This is a genomic window from Rhodococcus sp. MurmanLake-1 (assembly GCF_056945715.1).
The window spans coordinates 58,763-82,079 of record NZ_JBWZNF010000009.1; the positions used below are offsets into that span (position 1 = coordinate 58,763).

The window sequence follows — 23,317 nt, forward strand, 5'->3', positions numbered from 1 at the left end:
CCCTCAGCGGAACATCGTCACTGCGGCCTTGGCGAGGACCTTCGGATCCTTCTCGTAGTGATGCATCTTGGTGAGCTTGTCTTCCGGAATCCCCAGGAACTTGTAGACGGCCACCTGAGCGCAGCGCACCGAGTACTGCTCGGTGAACACCATGTCGAACGGCAGCTCCGCGAACTGACTGATGAACGCCAGGTTCTTGGAGTGCTTCGGCACCACCAGCGGCCGGTCGCCGACGGCTCGCCGATTGAACAGCGCACTGGCGTAAGGCATGTGGCTGGGAATCGAATTCACGACGCTGTCCATAATCTCTTGTCGGCGCGCGGCCAGCGTCCCGCTCTCGTCGAGCGCCTCGAGATGCCCGAGAGTCTCTTCCAGCATTTCGCGCCCGGTCATCTCGATGAACGGCTTCTTCACGTAGTCGCCGTCCTTGCGCGGGAACAGACAGTAACCCCAGAAGACTCCTTCGTTCTCCTTCTGCGCGTGGTAGTGCGGCTGATGGTGAACCACGATCGACAGAAGCACGTTCGAGTCCACGAACGTGTTGAGTGCATTTCCGGGGAGCTGCTTGGTGATTCGGGCAATCTCGTTGATGAGCTCGTGTGACGAAGTGGTGACGGTGAAGCTGGTCCACTCACTCTGCGCCCGGTCCCCGAAGAACTTGTCGGGATTCCCGAGATCGTAGAAATGCTCGGTGGCCTGCTTCCACAGCAGCGCACTCGGCGCGTATCTCATGTCTTCGACGATCGGAGTATCCAGATCGCCGATCGACGAACTGTCGGTGATGCTGCCGTTGGTGTCGAAGACGAAATCGCCTTCCGCCACGTCGATTCGGCCCTTCTCACCGGTGCGGATGTTCTCGTAATCGAGCCCCGTCACGATGATCTCGTCTCGAAGCGGGGTGTCCTTGAACACGAATTCCGTGATCTTCAGTTCGTTGACGAACTTCACGCCCTTGCCTTCGAGGAAGATCCGCATCGGCAAGATGATGCTCTCGTACTGGTTGTACGGGGACCTGGTGACACCCGCAAGCGTCTGAATGCGGCTGAACTCGAGAATCATTCGGTTCATGTACCGGCGAAGCTCCATCGCCGAACTCACCCGCTTGAAAGCGAAAGTGGTCTCCCACATGTACCAGAAGTTGGTGGTGAAGAAGTGCGGAGTGTCCTCGAACCACTGCTCGATGCTGATGTCGTCGAGTTTTGCCTCGTCCGACTCCGGCATCGTCATCAGCTTCGTCAACAAGTACCGGTCCTTGTTGTCGAATTGCATGTGCTTGTAATCGTTCTCGCCCTTGTTGCGAATACCGTCTCGGTCGATCAACCGTGCGACGTCATGCGTGGGGTGCGCGTGGTCGAAGTCGAGAATGTCATCCGTCACCGACTTTCCCGGGTTGTCCAGCGACGGAACCGCACTCAATACGTCCCAGAGGTTCTCGTAGGTTTCCTCGTTGAGCATGCGGCCGCCGCGGTTGATGAAACCCGCGTCGTTACCGAGTTCGCGATGGCCGTACTGGTGCTGAAACGTAGCAGCGGATTCGCCGTCGTTCGCTCCGTGCATGTCCAGGCCCATGATGGTGATGTCCTCACCGTTCCACTCACCGTCTCGAATCAGATAGACGGCAGCCGAGAGGTTTCCGATGCCGGCACCGATCATGTAGGCCTTGTGAGACAGATTGGAAGACATTGGGTTTCGTTCCTTACTCGAGTCGCGGTACGGATACCTTCCAAGCATGGACCCGTTTGCCCGCAGGCGCATCACCCGAACCGGATGACGTCCGTCACGGTCGCTGAAGGCGCACCAGATCGAGCGCAAAACGCACGTAGTCACGTGCAATTTCCTCGGGCGTTTGCGGCCCACTCGGCCGATACCATTGCGCGACAGAGACACACATCACGACAATCGCACGCGCGGCCTGTCGCGGCCGATCCGTTTCGAACACACCGGCGGCGATTCCGTCGTCCACTTGCTTCGTCATCAACCATTGCTGGTAGTTGCGTGATTCCGTGATGCGCAACCTGTTCTCGGCTGTGAGACTGCGCATTTCACTGGCGCCGAGAAATCCTTGATCACGCCGATAGATATGGAACAAGGTCACACATTCGACAAGGAAAGCCAATCTTTCGTCGGGACTTTCGCCCTCTTCGATAGCCGCCAACGATCTCGTGTTCAGTTCAGCCATGGTGAGGTCGAGAATTTCGGCCAACATCTGTTGCTTGCTGGAATAGTGGTGATACAGACCCGGAACACTCATCTGCGCACGTTTGGCGATCTCACGCATCGCAGCGCCGTGATATCCGGTCTTCACCATCTCCGCGAGCGCGGCCGCCAACACCGGATCGAACGAACTCGGACCGAACCTTCGCCACTCGTTCGGGCGAAAATGTGCGTCCGGGTCGGCGTCGTCGCCTCCCCATCGCGGCTGTTCCGGCGGACGCACTATCGCAGCCGGGAGCAGAGCGTCGAAACGCACTCCGAGAATCCCGCCGATTGCCGCCAACCTGTCGACGCTGACTCTGGTCTTTCCGGTCTCGACAGCGCTGAGGGTGGCCGGGCTGACATCGAGACGCCTGGCCAATTCACGCAGCGAGAGCCCGCTGTGACGCCGCGCTTGCCGGATCGACGCCCCGATCAGGACAGCATTCTCAAATTCGGTCACAGTGTTCAGTATTGCCGAACATAGGATTTCCAACAATGCGATGACCACGGAAATCTATGAACGTGTTGACTACTAGTTATCGGCCTGAACATGATGTGTATCACAAAGACCCAGGTCCGCCCGAGCGATCGTTCGGTGTCGGTAGCGAGAGGATCGAATCACCATGACCGAGGCGCCATATCTTGGAGAACTCCTGCGCGACGCACCCAGCAACTGGGGCAAGTGGGGAGAGTCCGACGAGGTCGGTTCACTGAACTACCTCGACGCCGGACAGGTGCTTCGTGGCGTCGGAACCATCAAGCAGGGTTCCGTGTTCACACTCCAACGTCTTATCGGCGATCCCAAGGGTGATCCGGTCTGGCCGGGACGGAGCCCCGCCGAGCGCACACAGATCTTCGACGAGAGCAGCTGGGACGGCGACGACGCCCCCAACTTCCCCGGTGGCCTGCATTACGCGGACGACAAGATCGACGCGTTCCTGCAGGGCTCGACGCAGTACGACGCACTCGGCCACGTCTGGTACGACGGCGCCCTGTGGAACGGATACTCGGCTGATACCACTGTCGGCGGCCTGGAGAAGGCCAGCGTCGAACCGATTGCCGACCGCGGCGTCGTCGGACGCGCAGTACTTCTCGACATGGCGAAGTTCCGCGGCAAGGAAAACCTCGACAAGGCCGAAACCTTCACGCACCATGATCTTTTGGCCTGTGCCGAAGCGCAGGGCGTCACCATCGAGAAGCGTGACATTCTCGTCATCCGCACCAACTTCCTCAAGCTGTTCTTCGACCAGGGCGAAGCCTTCTACGAGGGCTTCTGCGAGCCCGGCTTGATCTACAGCCCCGAACTCGTCCAGTGGTTCCAGGACATGGAGATTCCGAACCTCGTCACCGACACCATTGCAAACGAGGTCACCACCGACCCCGAAAACGGTGTGGCACTGGTTCTCCACAACGCATTGATGCGCAATCTCGGCGTGGTGTTCACCGAGATCTGCGATCTGGAGAAGCTGGCCGCGGACTGTGCGTCCGACGGCCAGTACACGTTCTTGTACGTCGCCGCACCGCTCAAGGTTGCCAAGGCCAGCGGCTCTCCCGTGAATCCGGTTGCCATCAAATGACATACGAAGATCGCCCTTGGTTGACGTTGTACCGCAACGACGTTCCCCCCGACATCGGCGTCGAACAGCCCACAATGCTCGAAATGTTGGCGGCGACGGTTTGCTCTGATCCGGACGCCACGGCTGTGAAGTACTTCGACGGTCAACTCAGTTTCGCTGAACTGGATCAGCAGAGTGACGCCCTGGCCCGCGCACTACGAGCAGGTGGTCTGGCGAAGGGAGACCGTGTCGCACTCTTCCTGCAGAACGTTCCGCAATTCGTGCTCGCCCTCGCCGGAATCTGGAAAGCCGGCGGCGTCGCAGTCTCGATCAATCCCATGAGCCGTGAACGAGAACTGGGATACCAACTCGAAGATTCCGGAGCAGCGGTTCTGATCGCTCTCGAGGGGCTCTACGAGTCCGTCGGCCGCAACGTCGTCTCCGACTCGCCGGTCAGGCGAGTCATCACCACCTCGGAACTCGAGTACCAAAGCCGCAACGATCCACGGGTTTTCGACGGAATCGTGAAGAAGGATCTCGGTACCGACGATCTCGCGACGCTGATCGACCAGCATCGTCTCGGCGATCCGATCACTACCGACGCTGCACCGGAAGACATTGCGGTACTGACCTATACGTCGGGGACCACAGGTCCGCCCAAGGGAGCGATGACCTCTCACGCGAACATGACCTTCAACGCCCAGGTCTACCGTGACTGGCTGGGGCTCACCCCGAAAGACACGGTTCTCGGCGTCGCACCGCTCTTCCACATCACGGGGTTGATCGGTCACATCGCGGTGTCCGTCTTGGCGAGAATGCCGCTGGTGCTTGCCTACCGCTTCCAGCCCGAGGTGATGATCGACGCGATTCGTGAGCACCGCCCGACATTCACAGTCGGCGCCATCACTGCGTTCACCGCACTGCTCAACACTCCGGGTTGCGCGCCCGAAGACTTCACCTCCATGCGGTTGCTGTATTCCGGCGGCGCACCCATCTCGCCGACAGCCGCCGAGGCAGTCCGCGCCATGACCGGTGCTGCGCTGCACAACATCTACGGGCTGACCGAGACCACGTCGCCCACTCACGCCGTTCCCGTCGGGGCGGATACGCCCGTCGACCCCACGTCCGGGGCACTGTCCGTCGGCGTTCCAGTACCCAACACAATGGTCCGCATCGAAGACGAGGGCGGTGCGGTCCTGCCGATCGGAGAGATCGGCGAATTGGTCGTCCGTGGTCCACAGGTGGTGCGCGGTTACTGGAACAAGCCGGAGGAGAGTGCGTCGGCCATTCGCGACGGGTGGTTCCACACCGGCGACGTCGGTTTCATGGACGAAGCCGGCTGGTTCTACGTCGTCGACCGTAAGAAGGACATGATCATCGCGTCCGGCTACAAGGTGTGGCCACGCGAGGTCGAGGACGTTCTTGCCGAGCACCCCGCAGTCCGTGAGGCGGCAGTCGTCGGGATCGCCGACGAATACCGCGGTGAGACGGTGAAGGCGTTTGTCAGCCTCGTCGCGGGGGCGTCCGTCACCCCGGAAGATCTGATCGATCACTGCAAGCAGCGGATGGCGGCGTACAAGTACCCACGCTCCGTGGTGCTGGTGGAGGAACTGCCCAAGACCGTCACGGGCAAGATCTTGCGACGGGAGCTGCGCACGACCTCCTGATCACAGGGCAGCGGGCGGACTTCACGGTCCGCCTGCTGTCTGATCGCGCACAGTTTTAGGTCGACCACGCAATCGGGGTAATGGAACAGTAATATGTGCTGAGTACCCACGGACAAACGGGAGACATCAGTGAGCAAGTTCGGACGTAAGAAGCAGCCCACGCCCAAGAGCTACCAGTGGCTGGCCATGACCCTCATCGCGTTGTCGCTCTCCGTGTCGATCGGGATTGCCGCCAAACCCTCCTGAGCTCCGCGAATCCGAAACTTGTAACCCCGCGTCCATCTGCACATGGGCAAATAGGTGCAATTCGGACGCTTAGCTGTTCTAACTTTCCTTCCGTCGTGTCACCTCGGCACCGACGGAGAGGATCAACTCACCATGCGAAGCTCACGCTTCGGCGTGCTGGCCGCTGCCGGCGCTGTCGGACTCGTGCTTGTCACCAGCAGCGTTCAGTCGATCGCCACGGCGTCACCGTTCGGTTCGCTCGACGCCGGTTCGAGTTCCGGTTCGACAGAGATACCGACCGTCAGCGACGGCGGCTTCACGTCCAAGACGCCCTACACTCCCGGCCAGCGCATCGCCGACTATCAGGCGCCGCCGACCGGATATATCCCGGTGTACACGGAAAGCGTTGCGCGCCATGGCTCCAGAGCACTGTCGAGCCTGAAGTACGACGACCTGAGCCTGCAGCTGTGGGAAATCGCCGAAGCCGAGAACGCATTGACTCCCGTCGGCAAGGAGTTCGGCCCGGCGCTTCGTGATCTCATGGCCGCCAACAAGAAGCTGGGGTACGGCAACCTCAGCGGACTCGGGGTGGCCGAACATCGGCAGCTCGGAGCGCGCGTCACCGAGCGCCTCCCGCAATTGTTCGACGCCATCGCAGCGCAACAGGGCACCATCACTTTGACTTCGTCGGGCGTCGACCGTGCCGTGGACAGCGCCGAGAACTTCGCTCAGGGCCTGACCGGTGCGTTTCCGGCCGTCGCCGGCGATGTTGCGCCGATGACCACGGATGCCGACCTTCTCTACTTCCACGACTCGGATGCAAACGCCGACTACAAGGACTACGAAGAGTCCGATCCTCGACTGAAAGCCGTCGACGACCAGATCGCCGATCTTCCCCGCACCCGCGAGGTCTCGCGGCACATGATGCTCAGGCTCTACTCGGAGGACTTCGTGAACCGGCTGAGTGCGGGCGAGTTCTCACTCGTCGACCGTGGCAAGGGTTCCAGCACGATCGACAACGAGGTCGACGCCGCGTACATGCTGTACAACACGTACATCATCACTCCGGGCATGGCCGAAGAAGGCAAGTGGAATTTCGAGCGGTTCATCGACTCCGACGACGCTCAGTGGCTCGCGTACACGAACGACGCCGAGGACTTCTACGCCAAGGGCCCGGGCTTCACCGGTGAAGACGTCACCTACCGGATGGCAACCGTCCTGCGCGACGAGTTCCTGCGCGGGTTGCAGGAACACACCGGCGACGCCGCCGTGCCGGGAGCGGACTTCCGATTTGCACACGCAGAAACGATCATCCCCTTCGCTGCGCTCCTGAAACTGCCGGGAAGCACCGCCTCGCAGGCCGAGGGCGATCTCTACACCTACGCGAACAACCCCTGGCGCGGAGCGAATGTCAGCCCGATGGCCGCCAACGTGCAGTGGGACGTCTACGCCGGACCGGACGGTGAGCGGCTGGTCCGAATGCTCTACAACGAGCGCGAGACAGCATTTGCTGCCCCGTGCGCTCCGGTGAGCGCCGGGAGTTTCTTCTACACGCCGGCCGAACTGGCCCGCTGCCTACCAGAGATTTCACCGGCGGCCTGAGGTCCGACAACTCGGGATCCAGCCAGCGGTCGACGAGGGCGCGCCCATGCCTGGTGCAACGCCAGCATGCGCGCCTTCTCGTCGTCTTCCATCAACAAGGCGTCGCAGATACGTACGATGACCGGAGCCGAAACACCAACGGACGTACCCTGTTCCAGCCGCTGATAGTGATTGAAACTGATGTCGGCAATCTGCGCGACATCACGCCGACTGAGGCCGTGCATGCGGCGAGCACCCTCGCAGCGCATGCCGACCTTTTCGGGCGCAAGACTGTTTCGTTTCTCGACGAGCATCTGGCTCATCAACTGACGCGCGCTCGACCCATTCACGTCGCCACCTTTTCCATCCCTGAAATATGCTTTCAACTAACACGATTCAGAATATGGGATGGGACGGACACGGCGGTATCTCCGAGATGACAGATAATCACGCGATACCGCCAACCCTGTGCCCGTTCAGGCTGTGACGATCAGGCTGCGACGATCAGGCTATGAACCTGCCGATCGTCGGATTCGACTGGCAGATGGGACTACTGCCCCAATTGATCGAACCGAACGCCGTCGCAACGACATTGCCGACGCCGGTATTCACCGTCGCAGAGAGATACGGGTACGTCCCTACCAGGTCGACGATTCCGGACTTACCCGTGTCGGTGTTGACCCACGCAACGGTCACCTGACCCGCCGCCGGAATGGGCGCAGCTGCCGGGAACGAATCGAAGCGAATATCACCCTTGGCGATGGGCGGATTGGACTCTGGTCCGGACTGGCCGGTAAGCCCGGTCAACGAGGCCAGTGACCCCTGATTCGGGCACCCGATGGTGACGGCGGCGCCGCCGAAAGGGTGGGGCGGATCAGCCGAGGCGACTCCGGCGAACATGACGCTCGCGGCAATCGGTAATCCGATGGCCGCAAAAACCCCGGCCGTGCGTGTGACGCTCATAGCTGCTCCTCGGGTCGACAACACTTTCCGGATACCCCTGGTACAACGCCCGAAACGATGGAAAGTCGACTATTCACACCCCTAGACAACGCGTGTTGTCAGAACTACAGTCGGTGGTGCAGCTCACACCTACCTCTGCAACGCGCAGACCAGTCCCAGGGAGTGTTCAGATGAAGCGCTACGACCTCCGCAGTCGCACGGATCGACTCGATCCCGAAACCGATTACGAAGAGATGTCGCGCATTCTCGCGGCGCAAGAGTTTCCCTGGGACATCAATCAGGCGCTCAGCTTCGCCCTTTTTCGCACGTACGCGGTCCCTTCCATCGGCAAGCTCCTCTTCTCGACGGGCGAGTTCACCGACAAGGTTCAAAAGCGCTACGACGACACCAGCCTGATCCTCGACGCCATCCTCGAGCACGGCCTCAGCAGCACCGAAGGCCGCAAGAGCGTCCGTCGAATGAATCAGATGCACGGCTCGTACGACATCTCCAACGACGACATGCTCTACGTTCTGGCCACCTTTGTCGTCACGCCGGTCAGATGGCTCGACGAGTACGGCTGGCGGAAGATGACCGACAACGAGATCGTCGGGTCGACGAACTATTACCGCCACCTGGGTCGGTACATGAACATCAAGGACACTCCTGACACCTACGAGGGGTTCGTCAAACTTCTCGACGACTATGAGCGCGAACACTTTTCATTCGACTCCGGAGCGCGGGCGGTCGCCGATTCCACCCTCGACCTGATGTGCACCTTCCCGCCCAACAACCTGGCGCCGAAGGCTCTGGTCAAGGGATTCGCGTTCGCCCTCATGGACGACCACCTACTCGACGCCTTCCACTACAAGCACCCGAGCACCGCGATGCGCGTCGTCTCACGCGGCGCGCTGAAGGTCCGCGCGCGTCTGCTGCGGTTCTTCCCGGTGCGTACGAAGCGGAAATTCGCCCGCGAGCTGCCCAACATCCGCAGCTACCCGAACGGTTACAAGGTCGAAGACCTCGGCACCTTTCCCACGGGGTGCCCGGTCAAGCACCTGCAGGCAGACCAGCAAGCCCAAGCGTAGACGCGTTGGGATACTCGAACGGTGGCGCAACTCTGGATGCTCGAGGATCTCGAACCGTGGCGCGACACCCCCATGCCTGGCGATACTTGCGAACCGACGACCTACTGGGCCAGTCCCGAAATGTTGGACCTTCCTGCCGAGGTGTGCTGCGAAATCGATGCACGCATCGCGACCGTGACAATCGACGGCCGCACTGAGCACATAGCCCATCTCGGACACGGATTTACGACACTGATCGGCGACGATGTCGGAAGCGTCGGCGAGGTGCGGTTGAGAGGTTGCCTGGTGTGGGATCGCTACCTCTGGACGCAATACCGCGCTCAGCCCACCGGGCGCGTACGGGTGAAAGCGCGGCCCGGCCACCTCGTGCGACACGAAACACTCTTGACGACAATTCATTCCGGTCTCTTCAACGTCGTCTTCGACGGGCCGACGGTGTACTGCGAGACGGGTCAGGTCCCCACAAATTTCGGCGTCCGCTGGAACACGCTGGTAGTCGAACTCGAGACTTGGCCGTGATCGGTCGTCAGTGCCAATACGGCGGAACGATATCCGGGTCGTCGAGGACGGCATCGATCCGCGAATCGGCCACAATTCGAATGATCGCTTCCTCAGGGGCGGCGATGATCGCGAAATGTGGGTCGACATCATTGGTTATGCACCATGCATGATCCGCCGGCCAGATGAAGGCCGGATCAGGGGAAGAACCCCACGGCCAACGAGCTGAGTTCTCCACGCTCCAATCGGCGTAGTCGGAAAGCGTTCCACGGAAGAGCCAGTAGTCACGATTGAGGATCTCGAACCGCGGAACGTCATCACCGACTGCCGACCCCCACCCGGTCCACATGCAGAAATAGCACTCGTCGGGTGTGGTTGTGTAAGTGGACAACACATCCAGGGCGAAGCCGATCAGCACTTTCTCTTCCGGCCCGGTTTGATCGAAATCGACATCATTGGATTTCTGACCGGGAAAGCTCGGATCTGGGATGAACCGCAGGCGCGCATACTTCGGAAATCCGATCGGGCCGCGCCCAGCCAACTGATACCAAGGCAAATCCTGATCGACCAGCCAATCGGTAGCCGTCAGATCTGTGCACAATGTCAGGCCCGTTCTGGGCTCATCCGTATCCCTCATGGCCGAGTGACGGAGGAGTCTCGCGCCGTACGACGCAGGGTGATCAATTCATGGTTTGTCTCGACGTCGTGTCGGCGCCCCTCTTCCTCGAAGTCCATCAGCGCGTAGAACCTGCGGGCGCGATCGTTGAGGGTGTACACCTCGAGCGTTACCTCGCCGTGCATGGTTGTGGCGTGTTCGACCAACGCCCGACCGACACCCAACCCTTGCGACGCCGGCGCGACGAACAGTCCCCCGATCTCGGAGCCGATCATTCCCAACAGGCCAACAACTTCGGAGTTGTGCTCAGCCACCCAATTGTCGGCCTGAATCAGATAGACCTCTCGCATCTTCCGCTCCCGCTCACCGGTCCCCTCGCCTGCAAGGAATGGATGGGCTTCACGGGCAGCGCGCGACCACAGGTCGACGACCACATCCTCATCCGAGGGTAGGTAGCGGCGAATGATCAGATCCTGGTTCACAATCCGACCATACCCTCCGGCATCAGAGAGATAGCCGGCGCTGAAAGTGACCAATTCTCGGTTCAACGCACGACGGCCTCGACGTAAACCAGTGGCAACAATTCCATTCGTTGCCACCCCACAATTACTGCCTTGTGCAAGGGTTGTCCGATGACTGACGGTGATCCGACAACTGCGCGCGGAGGTCCGGCATCCTGGTGGAAGGTGATGGCAGTTGTCATCGCAGTGCTTGTCGCTCTCACATGCGGCGTCATCGTGTGGTCCTTTATGCCGCCGGTTGTGTACTTTCCATTCTTTGCGCTCGCCGCCTCAGTGTTACTCGGTTTGGGTGGAGTGTGGTTGATACTCAGCCTGATTGGCTGGATGAAGTACAAAACCCTGCGTTTGAGCACGATCGCGCCGGTGATAGTCCTCGTCACCGGCGCGCTCGTGACCTTGTCCGTCCCCTCGCGTGTTGCGTTTGCATTGTCGAAAGATTCGCTCGAAGCAGTGGCCGCGGATTGCCAGAAGTCGTTGGACAACCGAACAATTGGCGTCTACCGGGTCCTGCAGGTCTGGCCCGTCGGCAACGGGTGCCGATTCCACATCGAGGGCGGTCTGATCGATTCGATCGGACTGGCGCACTTACCCGACGGCGCACCATATCTCGGCAAGCCCCGCCGCGACGGCGAGATCGGATACCAGGAGTTCGACGGCGACTGGTACTCGTTCGTTCAAGCGTTTTAGCGGCGCGCAACTAGTCGACGAGCTTGGCCTTCAGAAGTGCGATCGTGTCCGCAGTGAGTCCGAGACCTTCAGTGAGATAACCGTCGACGGTTCCGTAATCGCTGGCTATCTGCGCAAGTCCAGCTTCCAGGTACGACGCATCGACACCGAGGGCCGGCTCGAGATTGGTCGCTACCTGCGGGCTCAGGGCCTGAGAGATCTGCGCAAGGATCTTCTCGTTGGTCGCCTGAAGGTAGGTGTTGCTCAACAGATAGTCGTCCATGATCGTCTGGGCGGGGACACCAGCGATGGTCTGCAGCAACATCGCGGTCCAACCCGTGCGGTCCTTGCCTGAAGTGCAATGGAACAACTGCACCCCGTCACCAGCAGCGATGTCCGAGAGCACCTGCTTGAAGCCGGCGCGGCGCACGGGATCGGTGACAAAACTGCGGTTGGTGTCGACCAAGAACTGCTTGGCCTCTTCCGGCGACTTGATCGTTGTGGCGAGCTGAGTGAGATCCTTGAACTCGATGGGGATGTTCGTGTACGTCACACCGTCCGGGAGCTTGTCCGCGCCACCGATGAACGGGTTGGAGATCTCGGTTGAACCGCGCAGGTCATAGGCGTCGGCAAGTCCGAGGCCGGTGAGCGTCGCCTTGTCTGCGTCGCTGGTCGCGGTCAGCGCATTGGACCGGTAGATGACGCCGCGCTTGAGGTGCGAGCCGTCGACGGTGGCGTATCCCCTACCGTCATTGCCGGCGACGTCGCGAAAGTTGGCCACGGAGGCCAAGTTCGGTGTCGGCGCGAGCACAGGATCGAGCGAGCCGAGATCGACCGATCCCGTGTTGAGAGAGCCCAAGTCGAGCGGGATGGCCGTGGCGGGAGCGGCAAACAACAGGCCTCCGGTGACAACAAGTGCGGCGGCCTTCGCAGTGCGAGCGAACAACATTCGTGAGCGTGTGGACATGTGGCAGTGTCTCTCTCTGTGGTTTGGGATTTGCGGTTTGGTGAGCTGGAGTTACGGTGCGACGTCACCGATTCCGGTGAACCCGTATCGCTGATGGGGTCCGATGACTGCTACTTCGAACAGTCCTGTCCCGGTGCGGGTTACGCCGTCTTCTACAAGGGTGAACCGGGCCAAGTTGTCGACCGGGCACAGCATCTTCTTCCACGGTTCGATGTCCGAAACCTTCTCTCGCAGGCCCTGAACCACCAGTTCTCCCTGCCACATCCCGTGGCGCCAATCCTGCTCGAGTCCGTAGCCCGTACCGACACCGATGTAGTTGGGCAGAATCGGTTCGCAGGTTATCTCCAGGATGTGGTCGGATTCGCCTGGTGCACCGGGACGCCGGAAGTACAGAGTTCCGCTCTTCACCTCGCGGGTGCCGGAAATGAAGGTGAGCTGGTGGTCCGGTCGACCCAACCACTCCGGCTCGCGCGAACGATCCGCCCAGACGCGTGTCGCATCCTCCAGAATTCGGCGTCCCTGCTGATCCTCTTGAACGACCGTGACGACGGTGAAGTCCCCGAATTGCATGATCGAGTAGATCCAGAAGAAGTTCTGACTGCCGGCGATCGACGGATCCGCCTTGCGTCCAGGAGGTTCCGCCTCGCCGACCGGTCGAACACCCCAGGATCGATCGCGATTACCCCGCCACGTCTCCGGGGTGACCGGGATGACGTCGCCGTCGACGGTCAGGGATCCGGACCATGTTCCGGTCTGCACGAATCGTTGCGTGTCGAAGGTGACTCGTTCGAGCTGGCGATGGAAATGTCTGGCCTCGAGATTGGCGGGGCCGTCGGACTCGAAGGTGAGGTCGAAGCTCAGGTCCGGCGCTTCGGGACTCGGGTCCAACACCACCCGCAGACGGTGCAGACCCTCGATGATCTCGATCCTCAACGGGCCTACTGACAGGTCCATACGATCGTCGCCCAAGGCACGGGATGCTCGGAAGACGATATGGTCGTCGCCGCGCCGAAGAACCGCAAAGCCGTCGCACACACCGAGATTGGGGTACTGACCGAGACCGATGATGAGAAACAGCGGCTCGGTATCGCCGTCGACGCCTGCATGGCAGTTGAAGTAGTAGCGGTCGTAGAAGTTTCGATCCGAGGTGCCCACGTGGCGGATGGTCTCGGCGATCTGATGTACCGGGTAGTCGTCGAGCGGGGACAGTGTCATCGTGCATCTCCTGTTGCGACCGACGCTGTTGTGAGCGTGGCTGTAGCGAGCGATTCCCAATAGGTGCCGTCGAGCATGGCTTCGAGTGTCTTGTGGTGCAGGATCATCTCGTCCGGATTGTCGGGGAATTCCGCCTGACCGAAAGCCACTGCGCGACTTTGGACTCGGAACATGATCACCGCATGCCGCAGCGCGGCGTACACGATGTAGAAATCTAGATCCGCAACCTGGTGGCCGGAAAGCGAGCCGTAGACCTCTGCCACGGCCTCGCGACGAAGGAAGTCCGGCATTCCGGGGAGTCCGGCCATGGCAGCGAGATCCTCGAAGAACCTGTGCTGGAAGATCATCCAGCCGAGGTCCAGTTCACGCGGCCCCAGTGTGGCCATCTCCCAGTCGAGGACCGCCGCTGGTTCGAAGTCGCGGTAGATGACATTTCCGATCCGCGAGTCACCCCAGCAGAGCACTGCGGAACCGGCATCGGCGGGAAAGTTCGCTTCGATCCAGTCGAAGCCGCGCTCGATCAACGGAGATCCTGGTCCGTCGGCTGTTGCCCACTCGTAATAGCGTCGCTGGTCCTCGAGGTGCGCGCGAAGAGCTTCTGCCCCAGTCGGTTCGGCACCATCGCGACACAACTCGGGGAGAGCGAGGTGTGGATCGGCCATAGCGTGCAACTCCGCCAGCACCTGGACCGATGACTGCTGGAGTCGAGAACAGTCGTCCGCCGAAGCCTCCGAGAGCCAGGATCCGAACGTGTACGGCATGACGTCTGGCGGGATTTCGCCGTCGCGCCGTTCCATCACGAAGAACTCGCCGCCGAGCGCGTCCGGGTTGCTCTCGGACCAGTACACGCGCGGGATCGGCACCGACGTGTGGGCTGCGACGGCGCTCATGACCCGAAACTGCTGGTCCAGGTTGTACGACGGGAAGATCGGCACCGCACTGTCTCGCGGAGCGATACGGGCGACCAGGCGATGCTCGGCTCGAATCCCGTCCTCGATCCACGTTGCATCGAACAGCACGGTCTCGTTGGACATGCCGTTCGCGGCGGGCACCTCGACCGAGGTCACGGAAGGTTTCGAGCCTCGCCACAGCACGCTCGCGAGCCAGCCTTCGAGGCTGCGTCGCATCTCGGCCGGGTCGTTGCGGGATTCGCCGGGCCTGGCGAATTCGGCGTAGTCGGGATCTCCGCCTGAGGTTTCTGTTTCGGTTCGAAGGTTCATCACCACTCCTCGTGGTTCGGTGGCGCCGATGCGCACGAGCCGATAGTCGATACAATATGTATCGACTAAAGCCGTGACAGAATGTAACGGCCATCACAGCGATACCGCAAGGGATTTGCCCAAAATGTCCAAAGATTCCGAAACTCAGCACCGCCTGGGCCCGCAGCGAAACCCTGCAATCGACGACGCAGTACTGGACGCGACCAGGCAACTGCTGGAGGAAAAGGGGTACGCCGGCACATCCATCGACGCCATCGCGACGCGCGCGGGAGTCGGGCGTCCAGCCATCTACCGTCGGTGGCCGTCGAAGGCACACATCGTCAACGACGCGATCTACCCCGTGCTCGACGTCGAACAAGGCGCGGACATCGACACCGAACTCGGCGCCGAGGGCACGATCGCGGATCAGATTCGCGCGCTTGTGCAGGGCGCAGTGGCACTGTTTGCCGCTCCCGCCACCCGGGCCGCGGCGCCCGGACTGATGAGCGAAGTGCGAACAAACGCGGAATTACGCGACGCTCTCGTGGTGCGGCAACTGGCCGGAGTCCGCGTCGAGCTGAACCGTCGACTGGAAGCGGCGAGGGAGCGCGGCGACATCCGAAGCGGCGTCGACGCCGACGCTCTTCTCGACATCATGGCGGGCGCGGCCATCTTCGCGATGTCGGTTCGCGACGTCTCGGACCCGGGACCGTTTGCCGATTCTCTTGCCGACATAGTGCTGAACGGCATACTTCCCAGCACCTAACCTGCTGGCGCCGTGCGGGTTTGGTCTAACCAGTCGAGGAACTGCCCATGGCCACCGGCTAGCCCGCGGGGTGTGCCGTCAAGAGAGACAAGAAATTTGCCACGGCGCGCCTCTGGTGATGCCGTCAACTGGGCATCGACTTCGGGCAGAACCCCAAGACCTTCGTTGGCTATCCAGTGGCATGGCAAAGCACGAACAGTTTCTGCGAATTCCTCTCTGGCAGTGAGGGTCAGATAGTTGAGGACTGCACTGTGATAGACCACGACCGTTGTGTTCTGTGGCGCACGCCGGACCAGATCGGCAACAGCCGCCGTGAGATCTCCGCGAACCAGATGCGGTGGATCCACACGAGCGAGTGCAGCAGCGTCGCGTAATCGCTGACGGCGATGGTCCTGTTCCGGCCACACAAGACTCTCCAACCACCTCATGTCGTCGGTGTCGCGTACATCGAGTGGATTCAGATCTATGCCCGCCCGGTACACCACGTCTGGGACTCTCTCCGGAATCGGCGGACTGCCAGTCGTCGCGCACTCCAGCAGGACGGTGGACGGACCATCGACTGGATGCAGATACTTTTCGCCGTCGTAGAGATAGCTGTAGCGGTCAGGGTAAAGGCACAGGCCCGCCGAAGCACCAACTTCGATGAGGGAGAGCGGGCCCTTCAACAACCCGAGGACGGGAAGCAACACGGCAGAGCGGCCAGCTTCATTTGTCTGTGTAGTCCTGGTCTGCGCGAGTTGTTCCACCTCGGACCAGTTGTCGCTCAGCCACCGGCGAAACAACGCATACGGCGCGACCGGGGCACCGAGGTGACGGCTCGCCCCGAATATCAGGTTGGGTTGCCTGCGGGGTTCTGGAAGCCGATCTATCAGAGCGAGGACTGCTGGATCCTCCGATACGCCGGTGCCCCATTCCTCGTAGATCGCAGAGTTCCCTCGAGCCTCCACTTCCGCGAACGATCGGTACCAGCGCGATGTGTCCACCTTCGATGTCTACCGGATGCGGCGTAGGTCTGGGAACCCGTGGTCAACTCTCTGCCGACTATCCTGTGGGGCATGACCGAGCCTGTAGCGACCGCTGACCTTGCCGACGAGATCGGACCCGACATCCGTAGCTGCGACACGCAGTTCACCCAGTTCGGTGGACGTGAAGTGTTTGCCGGCCCCATCACCACCATCAAGTGCTTCCAGGACAACCTGCTCGTGAAGCAGACCCTCAGCGAACCGGGCAACGGCGGAGTCCTCGTCGTCGACGGTGACGCGAGCATCCACACCGCCCTGGTCGGCGACATCATCGCCGGCCGCGGCGTCGACAACGGCTGGGCCGGCGTCATCGTCAACGGAGCTGTCCGCGACTCGGCGATCCTGCGCACCCTCGACATCGGCGTCAAGGCGCTGGGCACCAACCCGCGCAAGAGCACTCAGACCGGTTCGGGCGAGAAGAACGTGCCGATCGAAATCGGCGGAGTCACCTTCAACCCCGGCGAGATCGTCTACAGCGACCAGGACGGCGTCGTCGTTCGCGAAAGCTAGTCAGAAGTCGCGGGATCAGGCGGGGGCTTCCACTTTGGCGGCCATCCCGCCGATCTCGACGACATCGCCGTCACGAAGCTGGCGGCCCCGACGATCTTCGACCTCACCGTTGACCGAAACCATGCCGTCGGCGATCACTTCCTTGGCCTCCGCGCCCGATTCGATGAGGTTCGCGAGCTTGAGAAACTGACCGAGCCGAATCATTTCGTCGCGGATGGGTACTGCTGGAATGTTGTCGGTCATGTCAATCATCTTCCTCCTCCCACAAAACTGGACACGACAGACCACACTTAGCGTGAGGATCTGATCGACCGGTAGGAGAGGAAGCTCGATGGCACCATTGACCGAGGTATCGGACACCACTGCAGAGCTGGTGGAATCGCCACCCGAAAATCCGCGCCAGGCGCGGCGATTCCGCAAAGGGCGGTTCAGCCAGGTTCCCCATATCTCGGGATTGATCCTCGGAGTTTTCTCCGTACTGGTGTTCCTGTGGAGCATCTCGCCGGTTCTGCGGCACATCCTCCGCGTCCCACGCGAATACATCGACAGCTACTACTTCGACGCACCGGATACGAGCCTGTCGTGGGCGCTCGTCGTCGCCCTGCTCGCCGCGGCCCTCGCGAGTCGCAAGCGCATCGCCTGGTGGCTGCTGACGATCTACCTCGCGCTGATCACCCTCACCAACATCGCCTCCACGATCGTCGACAAGAACCCGAACAACGCCGTCGCCGCTGTCGTTTTGCTTGTCGTGATCGGAATCCTCATCGCCGCGAGGCCCGAGTTCTACACACGCGTACGACGCGGCGCCGGTTGGAAAGCGCTCGGCGTACTGATCGGCGGCATGGCTGTCGCGACCGTGATCGGTTGGGGCCTTGTCGAACTCTTCCCGGGCGACCTGCCGCAGAACCAACGATTCCTCTGGGCCCTGAACCGCGTCACCGCTGCGGCTTCGGTCGACAACGAGGTGTTCGACGGCCACCCACGCGTCTTCGTCAACACGGTCCTCGGTCTCCTCGGCGCCATCGCACTACTCGCCGCCGTTATGACGCTCTTCCGCGCGCAACGCTCCAACAACGCCCTCACCGGAAACGACGAGTCCGCGATCCGCGGGTTGATCCAGAACTTCGGCGCCGACGACTCCCTCGCCTACTTCGCCACCCGCCGCGACAAGGCCGTCATCTTCGCGCCGAGCGGCAAGGCCGCGATCACGTACCGCGTCGAGATCGGCGTCTGCCTCGCCAGTGGTGATCCCATCGGCGATCCCGAAGCGTGGCCGCACGCCATCGAAGCGTGGCAGGACCTGGCCTCGCAGTACGGCTGGGCGACAGCCGTCATGGGCGCCAGCGAAACCGGGGCGACGGCGTACAAGAAGGCAGGCTTGAGCGTCCTGCAACTCGGCGACGAAGCGATCCTGCGCACCCGCGAGTTCAACCTCAACGGACGCGACATGCGCCCGGTGCGCCAGGCCGTCACCCGCGTCAGGCGCCACGGCGTCACCGTGCGGATGCGACGCCATCGAGACATCCCGCCCGAGGACATGGCGGCCGTCATCATCCGCGCGGACGACTGGCGTGACACCGACACCGAGCGCGGCTTCTCCATGGCGCTCGGCCGACTGGGCGATCACCTCGACGGCGACTGCCTCCTCGTCGAAGCCGTCATGGGCGAAGGCACGGAGGACGAAAGCGTCGTCGGCATGCTTTCGCTCGTGCCGTGGGGACCGAACGGCGTTTCGCTCGACCTGATGCGTCGCAAGCCGACGGCACCCAACGGAGTCGTCGAACTGATGGTCTCGGAGTTGGCCACACGTTCCGACGAGATCGGCGTCGTGCGGGTCTCGCTCAACTTCGCCGTCTTCCGCTCGGTGTTCGAGGAAGGTTCGCGCATCGGCGCCGGCCCGATCCTCCGTATCTGGCGCTCGGTGCTCGTCTTCTTCTCCCGCTGGTGGCAGCTCGAAGCGCTGTACCGCTCCAACGTGAAGTACCAGCCGGATTGGGAGCCGCGCTTTCTCTGCTTCGAGGACAACCGTGAGCTTCCACGCGTCGGATTCGCGTCGGCCATCGCCGAAGGCTTTGTGGTTCTGCCCAGTTTCGGGCGCAAGTCGAGCCAGGTCGTCAAGCACACCGGAACGCATGCGGCGGTGCCGGCAGCTCTGGTGACTTCCGAAGGACTGCACGCCGACGGCAGCCCGCCGGACTCGGCGCCGTCGTTAACGACCAACGGTCCGCGTCGACCCGAGCAGGTCCGCGTGCGCATGAACAAACTCGCGCAACTGGCCGACGAAGGAATCGCCGCCTACCCCGTCGCCTACCCGCCGACGCATACGATCGCAGCCGCAGCGAAGTCGCCGGAGGGCACCCGCGTACGCATCGCGGGACGCCTGCTGAGGGTTCGCGACTACGGCGGAGTCGTGTTCACGGACGTGCGCGACTGGTCCGGCGACATCCAGGTTCTGGTCGACCAGGACAACGTCGGCCGGGAGAAGCTGGCGGAGTTCGCCGCCGAGTTCGATCTCGGTGACCTGATCGAAGTGAGCGGAACCATCGGGCGTAGCCGCAAGGGCGAGCTGTCGCTCATCGCCGCCGAGTGGCGCATGAACGGCAAGTGCCTGCACCCGCTGCCGGACAAGTGGAAGGGCCTCTCGGATCCCGAGACCCGAGTCCGCCAGCGGTACCTCGACATCGCCCTCAACCCGAAGGCCCGCGAACTGCTCGAAGCTCGAAGTGCCGTCGTGAAGTCGCTTCGCGATTCACTCGGTGGTCGCGGATACCTCGAAGTCGAGACCCCGATCCTGCAGCAGGTGCACGGCGGCGCGAACGCCGCTCCGTTCCTGACACACATCAACGCGTACAACCTCGACCTCTATCTCCGCATCGCACCCGAGCTGTACCTGAAGCGCTTGTGCGTCGCAGGAATGGAGAAGGTGTTCGAGATCGGCCGCGTGTTCCGTAACGAGGGCGTCGACTTCAAACACAATCCCGAATTCACGATCCTCGAGGCCTACGAGGCGCACAGCGACTACGAGGGCATGATGCGGATGTGCCGCGAGCTCATCCAGGCGGCGGCCGTCGCAGCGTTCGGGCGCGAGATCATCATGCGACCCGGCCCGGACGGCGAATTGGTCGAGGTCGACATCTCCGGCGAGTGGCCGGTGAAGACGATGCACGGCGCCGTCGCCGAAAAGCTTGGTGTCGACGTCTCCCCCGAGACGAGTCTCGAAGACCTGCAGAAGCTGTGCGACGCCAACGAGATCCCGTACCAGTCCAGCTGGGATACCGGCGCCATCGCGCAGGAGATGTACGAGCACCTGGTCGAGGACTACACGGAGTTCCCCACGTTCTACACCAACTTCCCCACCTCGATGTCTCCGCTCACCCGGCCGCATCGCAGCATCCCCGGCGTCGCCGAGAAGTGGGACCTCGTGGCGTGGGGTGTCGAACTGGGAACCGCGTACAGCGAGTTGACCGACCCCGTGGATCAGCGCAACCGGCTCACCGAGCAGTCGATGCTCGCGGCCGGCGGTGATCCCGAAGCGATGGAATTGGACGAGGACTTCCTTCAAGCCCTCGAACACGCGATGCCGCCGACGGGTGGTCTCGGGATGGGCGTCGACCGAATCGTCATGCTGATCACGGGTGGCAGCATCCGCGAGACGCTGGCCTTCCCCCTCGCGAAACCGCGTCAGTAGTCCGGATTCTCACGTGCCGGAATTGTTCCACGTGAAACCACCGGGCGAGATCTTGCAGGTCGGCGAGAGCCGACTTCATGTTCTTGCCGAGGGCGACGGCCCCGTCGTCGTCCTGTGCGGCGGGCTGGCGGGCAACTGGTTCGACTGGGATGACTGCGCGCGTCATCTCCAGTCGGACCACACCGTCGTCCGCTTCGATCGCCCGGGCTTCGGACTCAGCGAGCCGTCTTCCGAAGTGCCGACCGTCCGCGGCGAAGCTCAGCGGATCCGCGACGTGCTCGACACTCTGGAACTGACTGGTCCGGCCGTCGTCGTCGGCCACTCCATCGCCGGCTTCTATGCCGAAGGCTTCGCGCGACTGTTCCCCGATCGGGCGGCGGGGATGCTGCTCCTCGATTCCAGTGCCGAGAAAGAACCGAAACGTCTTTTCCCCCGTGACCTGCTGTTGATCGCCTCCCGGGCCGCCGCGGCTTCGTTCAGCACCACCGGGCTCCAACGACTCCTCGGCACCACGACGCGCAAGATCCTCAACCAATCCGTGCCGCCGAGCGGGTCGTCCGAAGCCACCCTCGAATGGGTCAGGAAGATCTACCGCGAACCTCATTATCTGGAGGCGGCGATGATCGAATACGTCGCATACACCGATATGGCGCTGGAGCTCACCGCTTTACGACGCTCGAGCAAGCACCCACTGCCCGACATCGACCTCAGCGTCGTCGCCGCACACACTGGCCACACCACTCCCTGGTCCATCGCCTGGATGGCAAAGCAGCAGAAACTCGCCACCTACCTCGGCGGGAGTTTTCACGTCCTGCGCCCGGCGCATCACCACGCGATGATCGATCAGCCCGAGGAGTTGGCGAACTTGATTCGACGCCTCACGCAGCCGAACCCTCGGGAATGACACTTCAACGTACAACTCGGACAGTAGCCGGATCATTGCTAGGCTCGGACAGCTTCTGCTTTCTACGACAGGCTGACCATGGATCGTTCGACAACCCGGGTGCGCTCGTCGCTGATCTTCGTCGCCATACTCGTTGTCGCACTCGCCGGCATCGCCGCCCGTCCGCCCGGGTTTCTGTCGACCTTCTGGCCCGCCAACGCGATCCTTCTGGGCATTCTCCTTCGTAACCCACGCTCGTTTGCGCCGATCGGACTCGCTGTCGGCGGCGCCGCGCTGCTGACGGCGGATCTTGCGACCGGAAGCCCCGTGCAGAGGGCCTTCGAACTGAATGCGATCAATCTGGTCGGCGTCACGACAGGATTGATCGCCGCGAACTTGCTCGGCTGTTTTCCGCGGCGGATCTCCGAGACCAAGTACACGACCAGGATCTTCGTCGTCTCGGTTCTGGCGTCGTTCACGGCTGGGTCCGCCAGCGCGCTGCGCACTCAACTCCACGAAGGAAGCGGTGCGGGAACGGAATTGGTGGGTTGGTTCTTCGCCGACCTGTGCACCTATCTGATCGTGCTGCCCATCCTTCTTTCCGCACCTCCGTTCGACCACGTCCGTCGTACGTTCGGGCCGTCCGTGCGGCAGAATCTGCGACTTCGACGGGTCGCCCAGATCCTTCTGCCGCTGGCAGCCCTCCTCGCCTGCCTCCCGCTGGCCCTCGAAGTGCAGGGAGCCCTCGCATTGCTGCTTCCGATGCCGGCGCTCTTGTGGTGCGCGATGCGCGTCTCGCTGTTCAGCACTTCGCTCCTCGCGGCTGGGTGGAGCGCGTGGGCGCTGATCATGGCGGGCCAGGGGCGGTTGGCCCTGGCCGATCCGGTTCATCTGCTCAGCGAAGGTGTGACCACCAGAATCTCCGTCATCTTGATGGCGCTCTCCCCCATCGCCGTAGCCGTCGCCACGGGCGCACAACGACGCGCTGAACGTGAACTCCAACGCATCGCCGAATGCGACGCCCTGACCGGAACGCTGAGCCGACATGCGTTCTGGACCCAGTCGCAGGAACTCCTCGACACGCAACACACAGCGCGAAAATCGATCGCCGTCATGATGCTCGATCTCGACCACTTCAAATCGATCAACGACAACCTCGGCCACCTCACCGGAGATTCGGTCCTCGAACAGTTCGGAAACACCCTCCTCGCCACTACCGAAGGACTGGGACTGTCCGGTCGCCTTGGCGGTGAGGAATTTGCCGTCGCCGCCGCCGACTGCACATTCGAGGAAGCAATTGCCCTGGCAGAACGCATCAGACAGAGGCAGGAGGCGCACTCCCGATCCATCCGCGGCTTCGCCGGAACGGTCAGTATCGGAGTCGCCTGGGTAGATCAGGCAATGGCCGAGATGGACGCTCTGCTCGACATCGCCGACACCGCCATGTACCAGGCGAAACGCGAAGGCCGAAACCTCGTGGTGGCCGTCGATCTGTACATGGCAAGGTGACG

At 62.0% G+C, this 23,317-nt stretch carries 22 protein-coding genes; 11 read left to right on the forward strand and 11 right to left on the reverse strand.

The window, feature by feature from the left end; all coding sequences use genetic code 11:
• Positions 1-3: 3 nt before the first annotated feature.
• Both AC2ETI_RS23450 and AC2ETI_RS23455 read right to left on the reverse strand, forming a co-directional pair.
• On the reverse strand, positions 4-1,755 hold the full coding sequence (locus AC2ETI_RS23450; protein ID WP_483634496.1) for an oleate hydratase: 1,752 nt from the start codon (positions 1,753-1,755) through the stop codon (positions 4-6).
• Positions 1,756-1,777: 22 nt separating this feature from the next.
• Positions 1,778-2,704 carry a TetR-type transcription factor C-terminal domain-containing protein gene (locus AC2ETI_RS23455; RefSeq protein WP_029254130.1) on the reverse strand — a complete coding sequence of 309 codons (927 nt, stop codon included), beginning with the start codon at positions 2,702-2,704 and terminating at the stop codon, positions 1,778-1,780.
• 115 nt (positions 2,705-2,819) lie between these two features.
• On the opposite strand from AC2ETI_RS23455, the gene AC2ETI_RS23460 reads away from it, so the two are divergent.
• From AC2ETI_RS23460 to AC2ETI_RS23470, 3 genes are all read left to right on the forward strand, one after another.
• Positions 2,820-3,773 (forward strand): cyclase family protein, encoded by a 954-nt coding sequence (locus tag AC2ETI_RS23460; RefSeq protein WP_003943547.1) that lies wholly within the window; start codon positions 2,820-2,822, stop codon positions 3,771-3,773.
• Positions 3,770-5,419, forward strand: coding sequence for a class I adenylate-forming enzyme family protein (locus AC2ETI_RS23465; protein ID WP_483634452.1), 1,650 nt, complete (start codon positions 3,770-3,772; stop codon positions 5,417-5,419). The genes AC2ETI_RS23460 and AC2ETI_RS23465 overlap by 4 nt, the downstream gene beginning before the upstream one ends.
• A 378-nt stretch (positions 5,420-5,797) precedes the next feature.
• The gene (locus AC2ETI_RS23470; protein WP_483634453.1) at positions 5,798-7,246 is read left to right on the forward strand and encodes a histidine-type phosphatase; all 1,449 of its coding nucleotides are present in this window, start codon (positions 5,798-5,800) and stop codon (positions 7,244-7,246) included.
• Here the strand turns inward: AC2ETI_RS23470 and AC2ETI_RS23475 are convergent.
• Together AC2ETI_RS23475 and AC2ETI_RS23480 are read right to left on the reverse strand one after the other, a co-directional pair.
• Positions 7,192-7,575: a helix-turn-helix domain-containing protein gene (locus tag AC2ETI_RS23475; RefSeq protein ID WP_070384744.1), complete on the reverse strand. Its 384-nt coding sequence runs from the start codon at positions 7,573-7,575 to the stop codon at positions 7,192-7,194. The genes AC2ETI_RS23470 and AC2ETI_RS23475 overlap by 55 nt on opposite strands.
• 154 nt (positions 7,576-7,729) lie before the next feature.
• Positions 7,730-8,188: a hypothetical protein gene (locus AC2ETI_RS23480; protein WP_003943607.1), complete on the reverse strand. Its 459-nt coding sequence runs from the start codon at positions 8,186-8,188 to the stop codon at positions 7,730-7,732.
• A gap of 170 nt (positions 8,189-8,358) precedes the next feature.
• Here AC2ETI_RS23480 and AC2ETI_RS23485 point away from each other — a divergent pair, with 170 nt between their 5' ends.
• On the forward strand, positions 8,359-9,255 hold the full coding sequence (locus tag AC2ETI_RS23485) for an oxygenase MpaB family protein (protein WP_021342356.1): 897 nt from the start codon (positions 8,359-8,361) through the stop codon (positions 9,253-9,255).
• Between the two features lie 21 nt (positions 9,256-9,276).
• Positions 9,277-9,774 carry a hypothetical protein gene (locus AC2ETI_RS23490; protein WP_483634454.1) on the forward strand — a complete coding sequence of 166 codons (498 nt, stop codon included), beginning with the start codon at positions 9,277-9,279 and terminating at the stop codon, positions 9,772-9,774.
• A 7-nt stretch (positions 9,775-9,781) separates the two neighbouring features.
• Here AC2ETI_RS23490 and AC2ETI_RS23495 read toward each other — a convergent pair whose 3' ends face one another.
• Together AC2ETI_RS23495 and AC2ETI_RS23500 are read right to left on the reverse strand one after the other, a co-directional pair.
• Positions 9,782-10,390, reverse strand: coding sequence for a hypothetical protein (locus AC2ETI_RS23495; RefSeq protein WP_483634455.1), 609 nt, complete (start codon positions 10,388-10,390; stop codon positions 9,782-9,784).
• The gene (locus AC2ETI_RS23500; RefSeq protein WP_483634456.1) at positions 10,387-10,851 is read right to left on the reverse strand and encodes a GNAT family N-acetyltransferase; all 465 of its coding nucleotides are present in this window, start codon (positions 10,849-10,851) and stop codon (positions 10,387-10,389) included. The genes AC2ETI_RS23495 and AC2ETI_RS23500 overlap by 4 nt, the downstream gene beginning before the upstream one ends.
• A 150-nt stretch (positions 10,852-11,001) precedes the next feature.
• Here AC2ETI_RS23500 and AC2ETI_RS23505 point away from each other — a divergent pair, with 150 nt between their 5' ends.
• Complete coding sequence (locus AC2ETI_RS23505) at positions 11,002-11,577, forward strand: hypothetical protein (RefSeq protein ID WP_483634457.1); 576 nt, start codon at positions 11,002-11,004, stop codon at positions 11,575-11,577.
• Between the two features lie 10 nt (positions 11,578-11,587).
• Here the strand turns inward: AC2ETI_RS23505 and AC2ETI_RS23510 are convergent, their stop codons facing one another.
• The 3 genes from AC2ETI_RS23510 to AC2ETI_RS23520 are packed head-to-tail and all read right to left on the reverse strand — an operon-like array spanning position 11,588 to position 14,958.
• Positions 11,588-12,523, reverse strand: coding sequence for a tyrosine-protein phosphatase (locus AC2ETI_RS23510; protein ID WP_019746272.1), 936 nt, complete (start codon positions 12,521-12,523; stop codon positions 11,588-11,590).
• A gap of 51 nt (positions 12,524-12,574) precedes the next feature.
• Positions 12,575-13,738, reverse strand: coding sequence for an Rv3169 family protein (locus tag AC2ETI_RS23515; protein WP_283385207.1), 1,164 nt, complete (start codon positions 13,736-13,738; stop codon positions 12,575-12,577).
• Positions 13,735-14,958 (reverse strand): phosphotransferase family protein, encoded by a 1,224-nt coding sequence (locus tag AC2ETI_RS23520; RefSeq protein WP_092765236.1) that lies wholly within the window; start codon positions 14,956-14,958, stop codon positions 13,735-13,737. Before AC2ETI_RS23520 ends, AC2ETI_RS23515 begins: the two co-directional genes overlap by 4 nt.
• A gap of 124 nt (positions 14,959-15,082) precedes the next feature.
• Between AC2ETI_RS23520 and AC2ETI_RS23525 the strand changes: the two genes are divergently transcribed.
• Positions 15,083-15,703: a TetR/AcrR family transcriptional regulator gene (locus tag AC2ETI_RS23525; RefSeq protein WP_483634458.1), complete on the forward strand. Its 621-nt coding sequence runs from the start codon at positions 15,083-15,085 to the stop codon at positions 15,701-15,703.
• On the opposite strand, the gene AC2ETI_RS23530 is transcribed toward AC2ETI_RS23525, so the two are convergent.
• The gene (locus tag AC2ETI_RS23530; RefSeq protein ID WP_483634459.1) at positions 15,700-16,686 is read right to left on the reverse strand and encodes a DUF2332 domain-containing protein; all 987 of its coding nucleotides are present in this window, start codon (positions 16,684-16,686) and stop codon (positions 15,700-15,702) included. The two genes, AC2ETI_RS23525 and AC2ETI_RS23530, sit on opposite strands and share 4 nt — an antisense overlap.
• A 72-nt stretch (positions 16,687-16,758) precedes the next feature.
• Here AC2ETI_RS23530 and rraA point away from each other — a divergent pair, with 72 nt between their 5' ends.
• Positions 16,759-17,235 carry a ribonuclease E activity regulator RraA gene (gene rraA, locus AC2ETI_RS23535; RefSeq protein WP_003943552.1) on the forward strand — a complete coding sequence of 159 codons (477 nt, stop codon included), beginning with the start codon at positions 16,759-16,761 and terminating at the stop codon, positions 17,233-17,235.
• A 15-nt stretch (positions 17,236-17,250) separates the two neighbouring features.
• Here rraA and AC2ETI_RS23540 read toward each other — a convergent pair whose 3' ends face one another.
• On the reverse strand, positions 17,251-17,478 hold the full coding sequence (locus AC2ETI_RS23540) for an RNA-binding S4 domain-containing protein (protein WP_003943569.1): 228 nt from the start codon (positions 17,476-17,478) through the stop codon (positions 17,251-17,253).
• Between the two features lie 88 nt (positions 17,479-17,566).
• On the opposite strand from AC2ETI_RS23540, the gene lysX reads away from it, so the two are divergent.
• From lysX to AC2ETI_RS23555, 3 genes are all read left to right on the forward strand, one after another.
• Positions 17,567-20,923, forward strand: coding sequence for a bifunctional lysylphosphatidylglycerol synthetase/lysine--tRNA ligase LysX (gene lysX, locus AC2ETI_RS23545; RefSeq protein ID WP_182262757.1), 3,357 nt, complete (start codon positions 17,567-17,569; stop codon positions 20,921-20,923).
• Positions 20,924-20,936: 13 nt separating this feature from the next.
• On the forward strand, positions 20,937-21,827 hold the full coding sequence (locus tag AC2ETI_RS23550) for an alpha/beta fold hydrolase (protein WP_084325568.1): 891 nt from the start codon (positions 20,937-20,939) through the stop codon (positions 21,825-21,827).
• A 78-nt stretch (positions 21,828-21,905) separates the two neighbouring features.
• Positions 21,906-23,315, forward strand: a complete 1,410-nt coding sequence (locus AC2ETI_RS23555) for a GGDEF domain-containing protein (protein WP_020905658.1) — start codon at positions 21,906-21,908, stop codon at positions 23,313-23,315.
• Positions 23,316-23,317 lie beyond the last annotated feature (2 nt).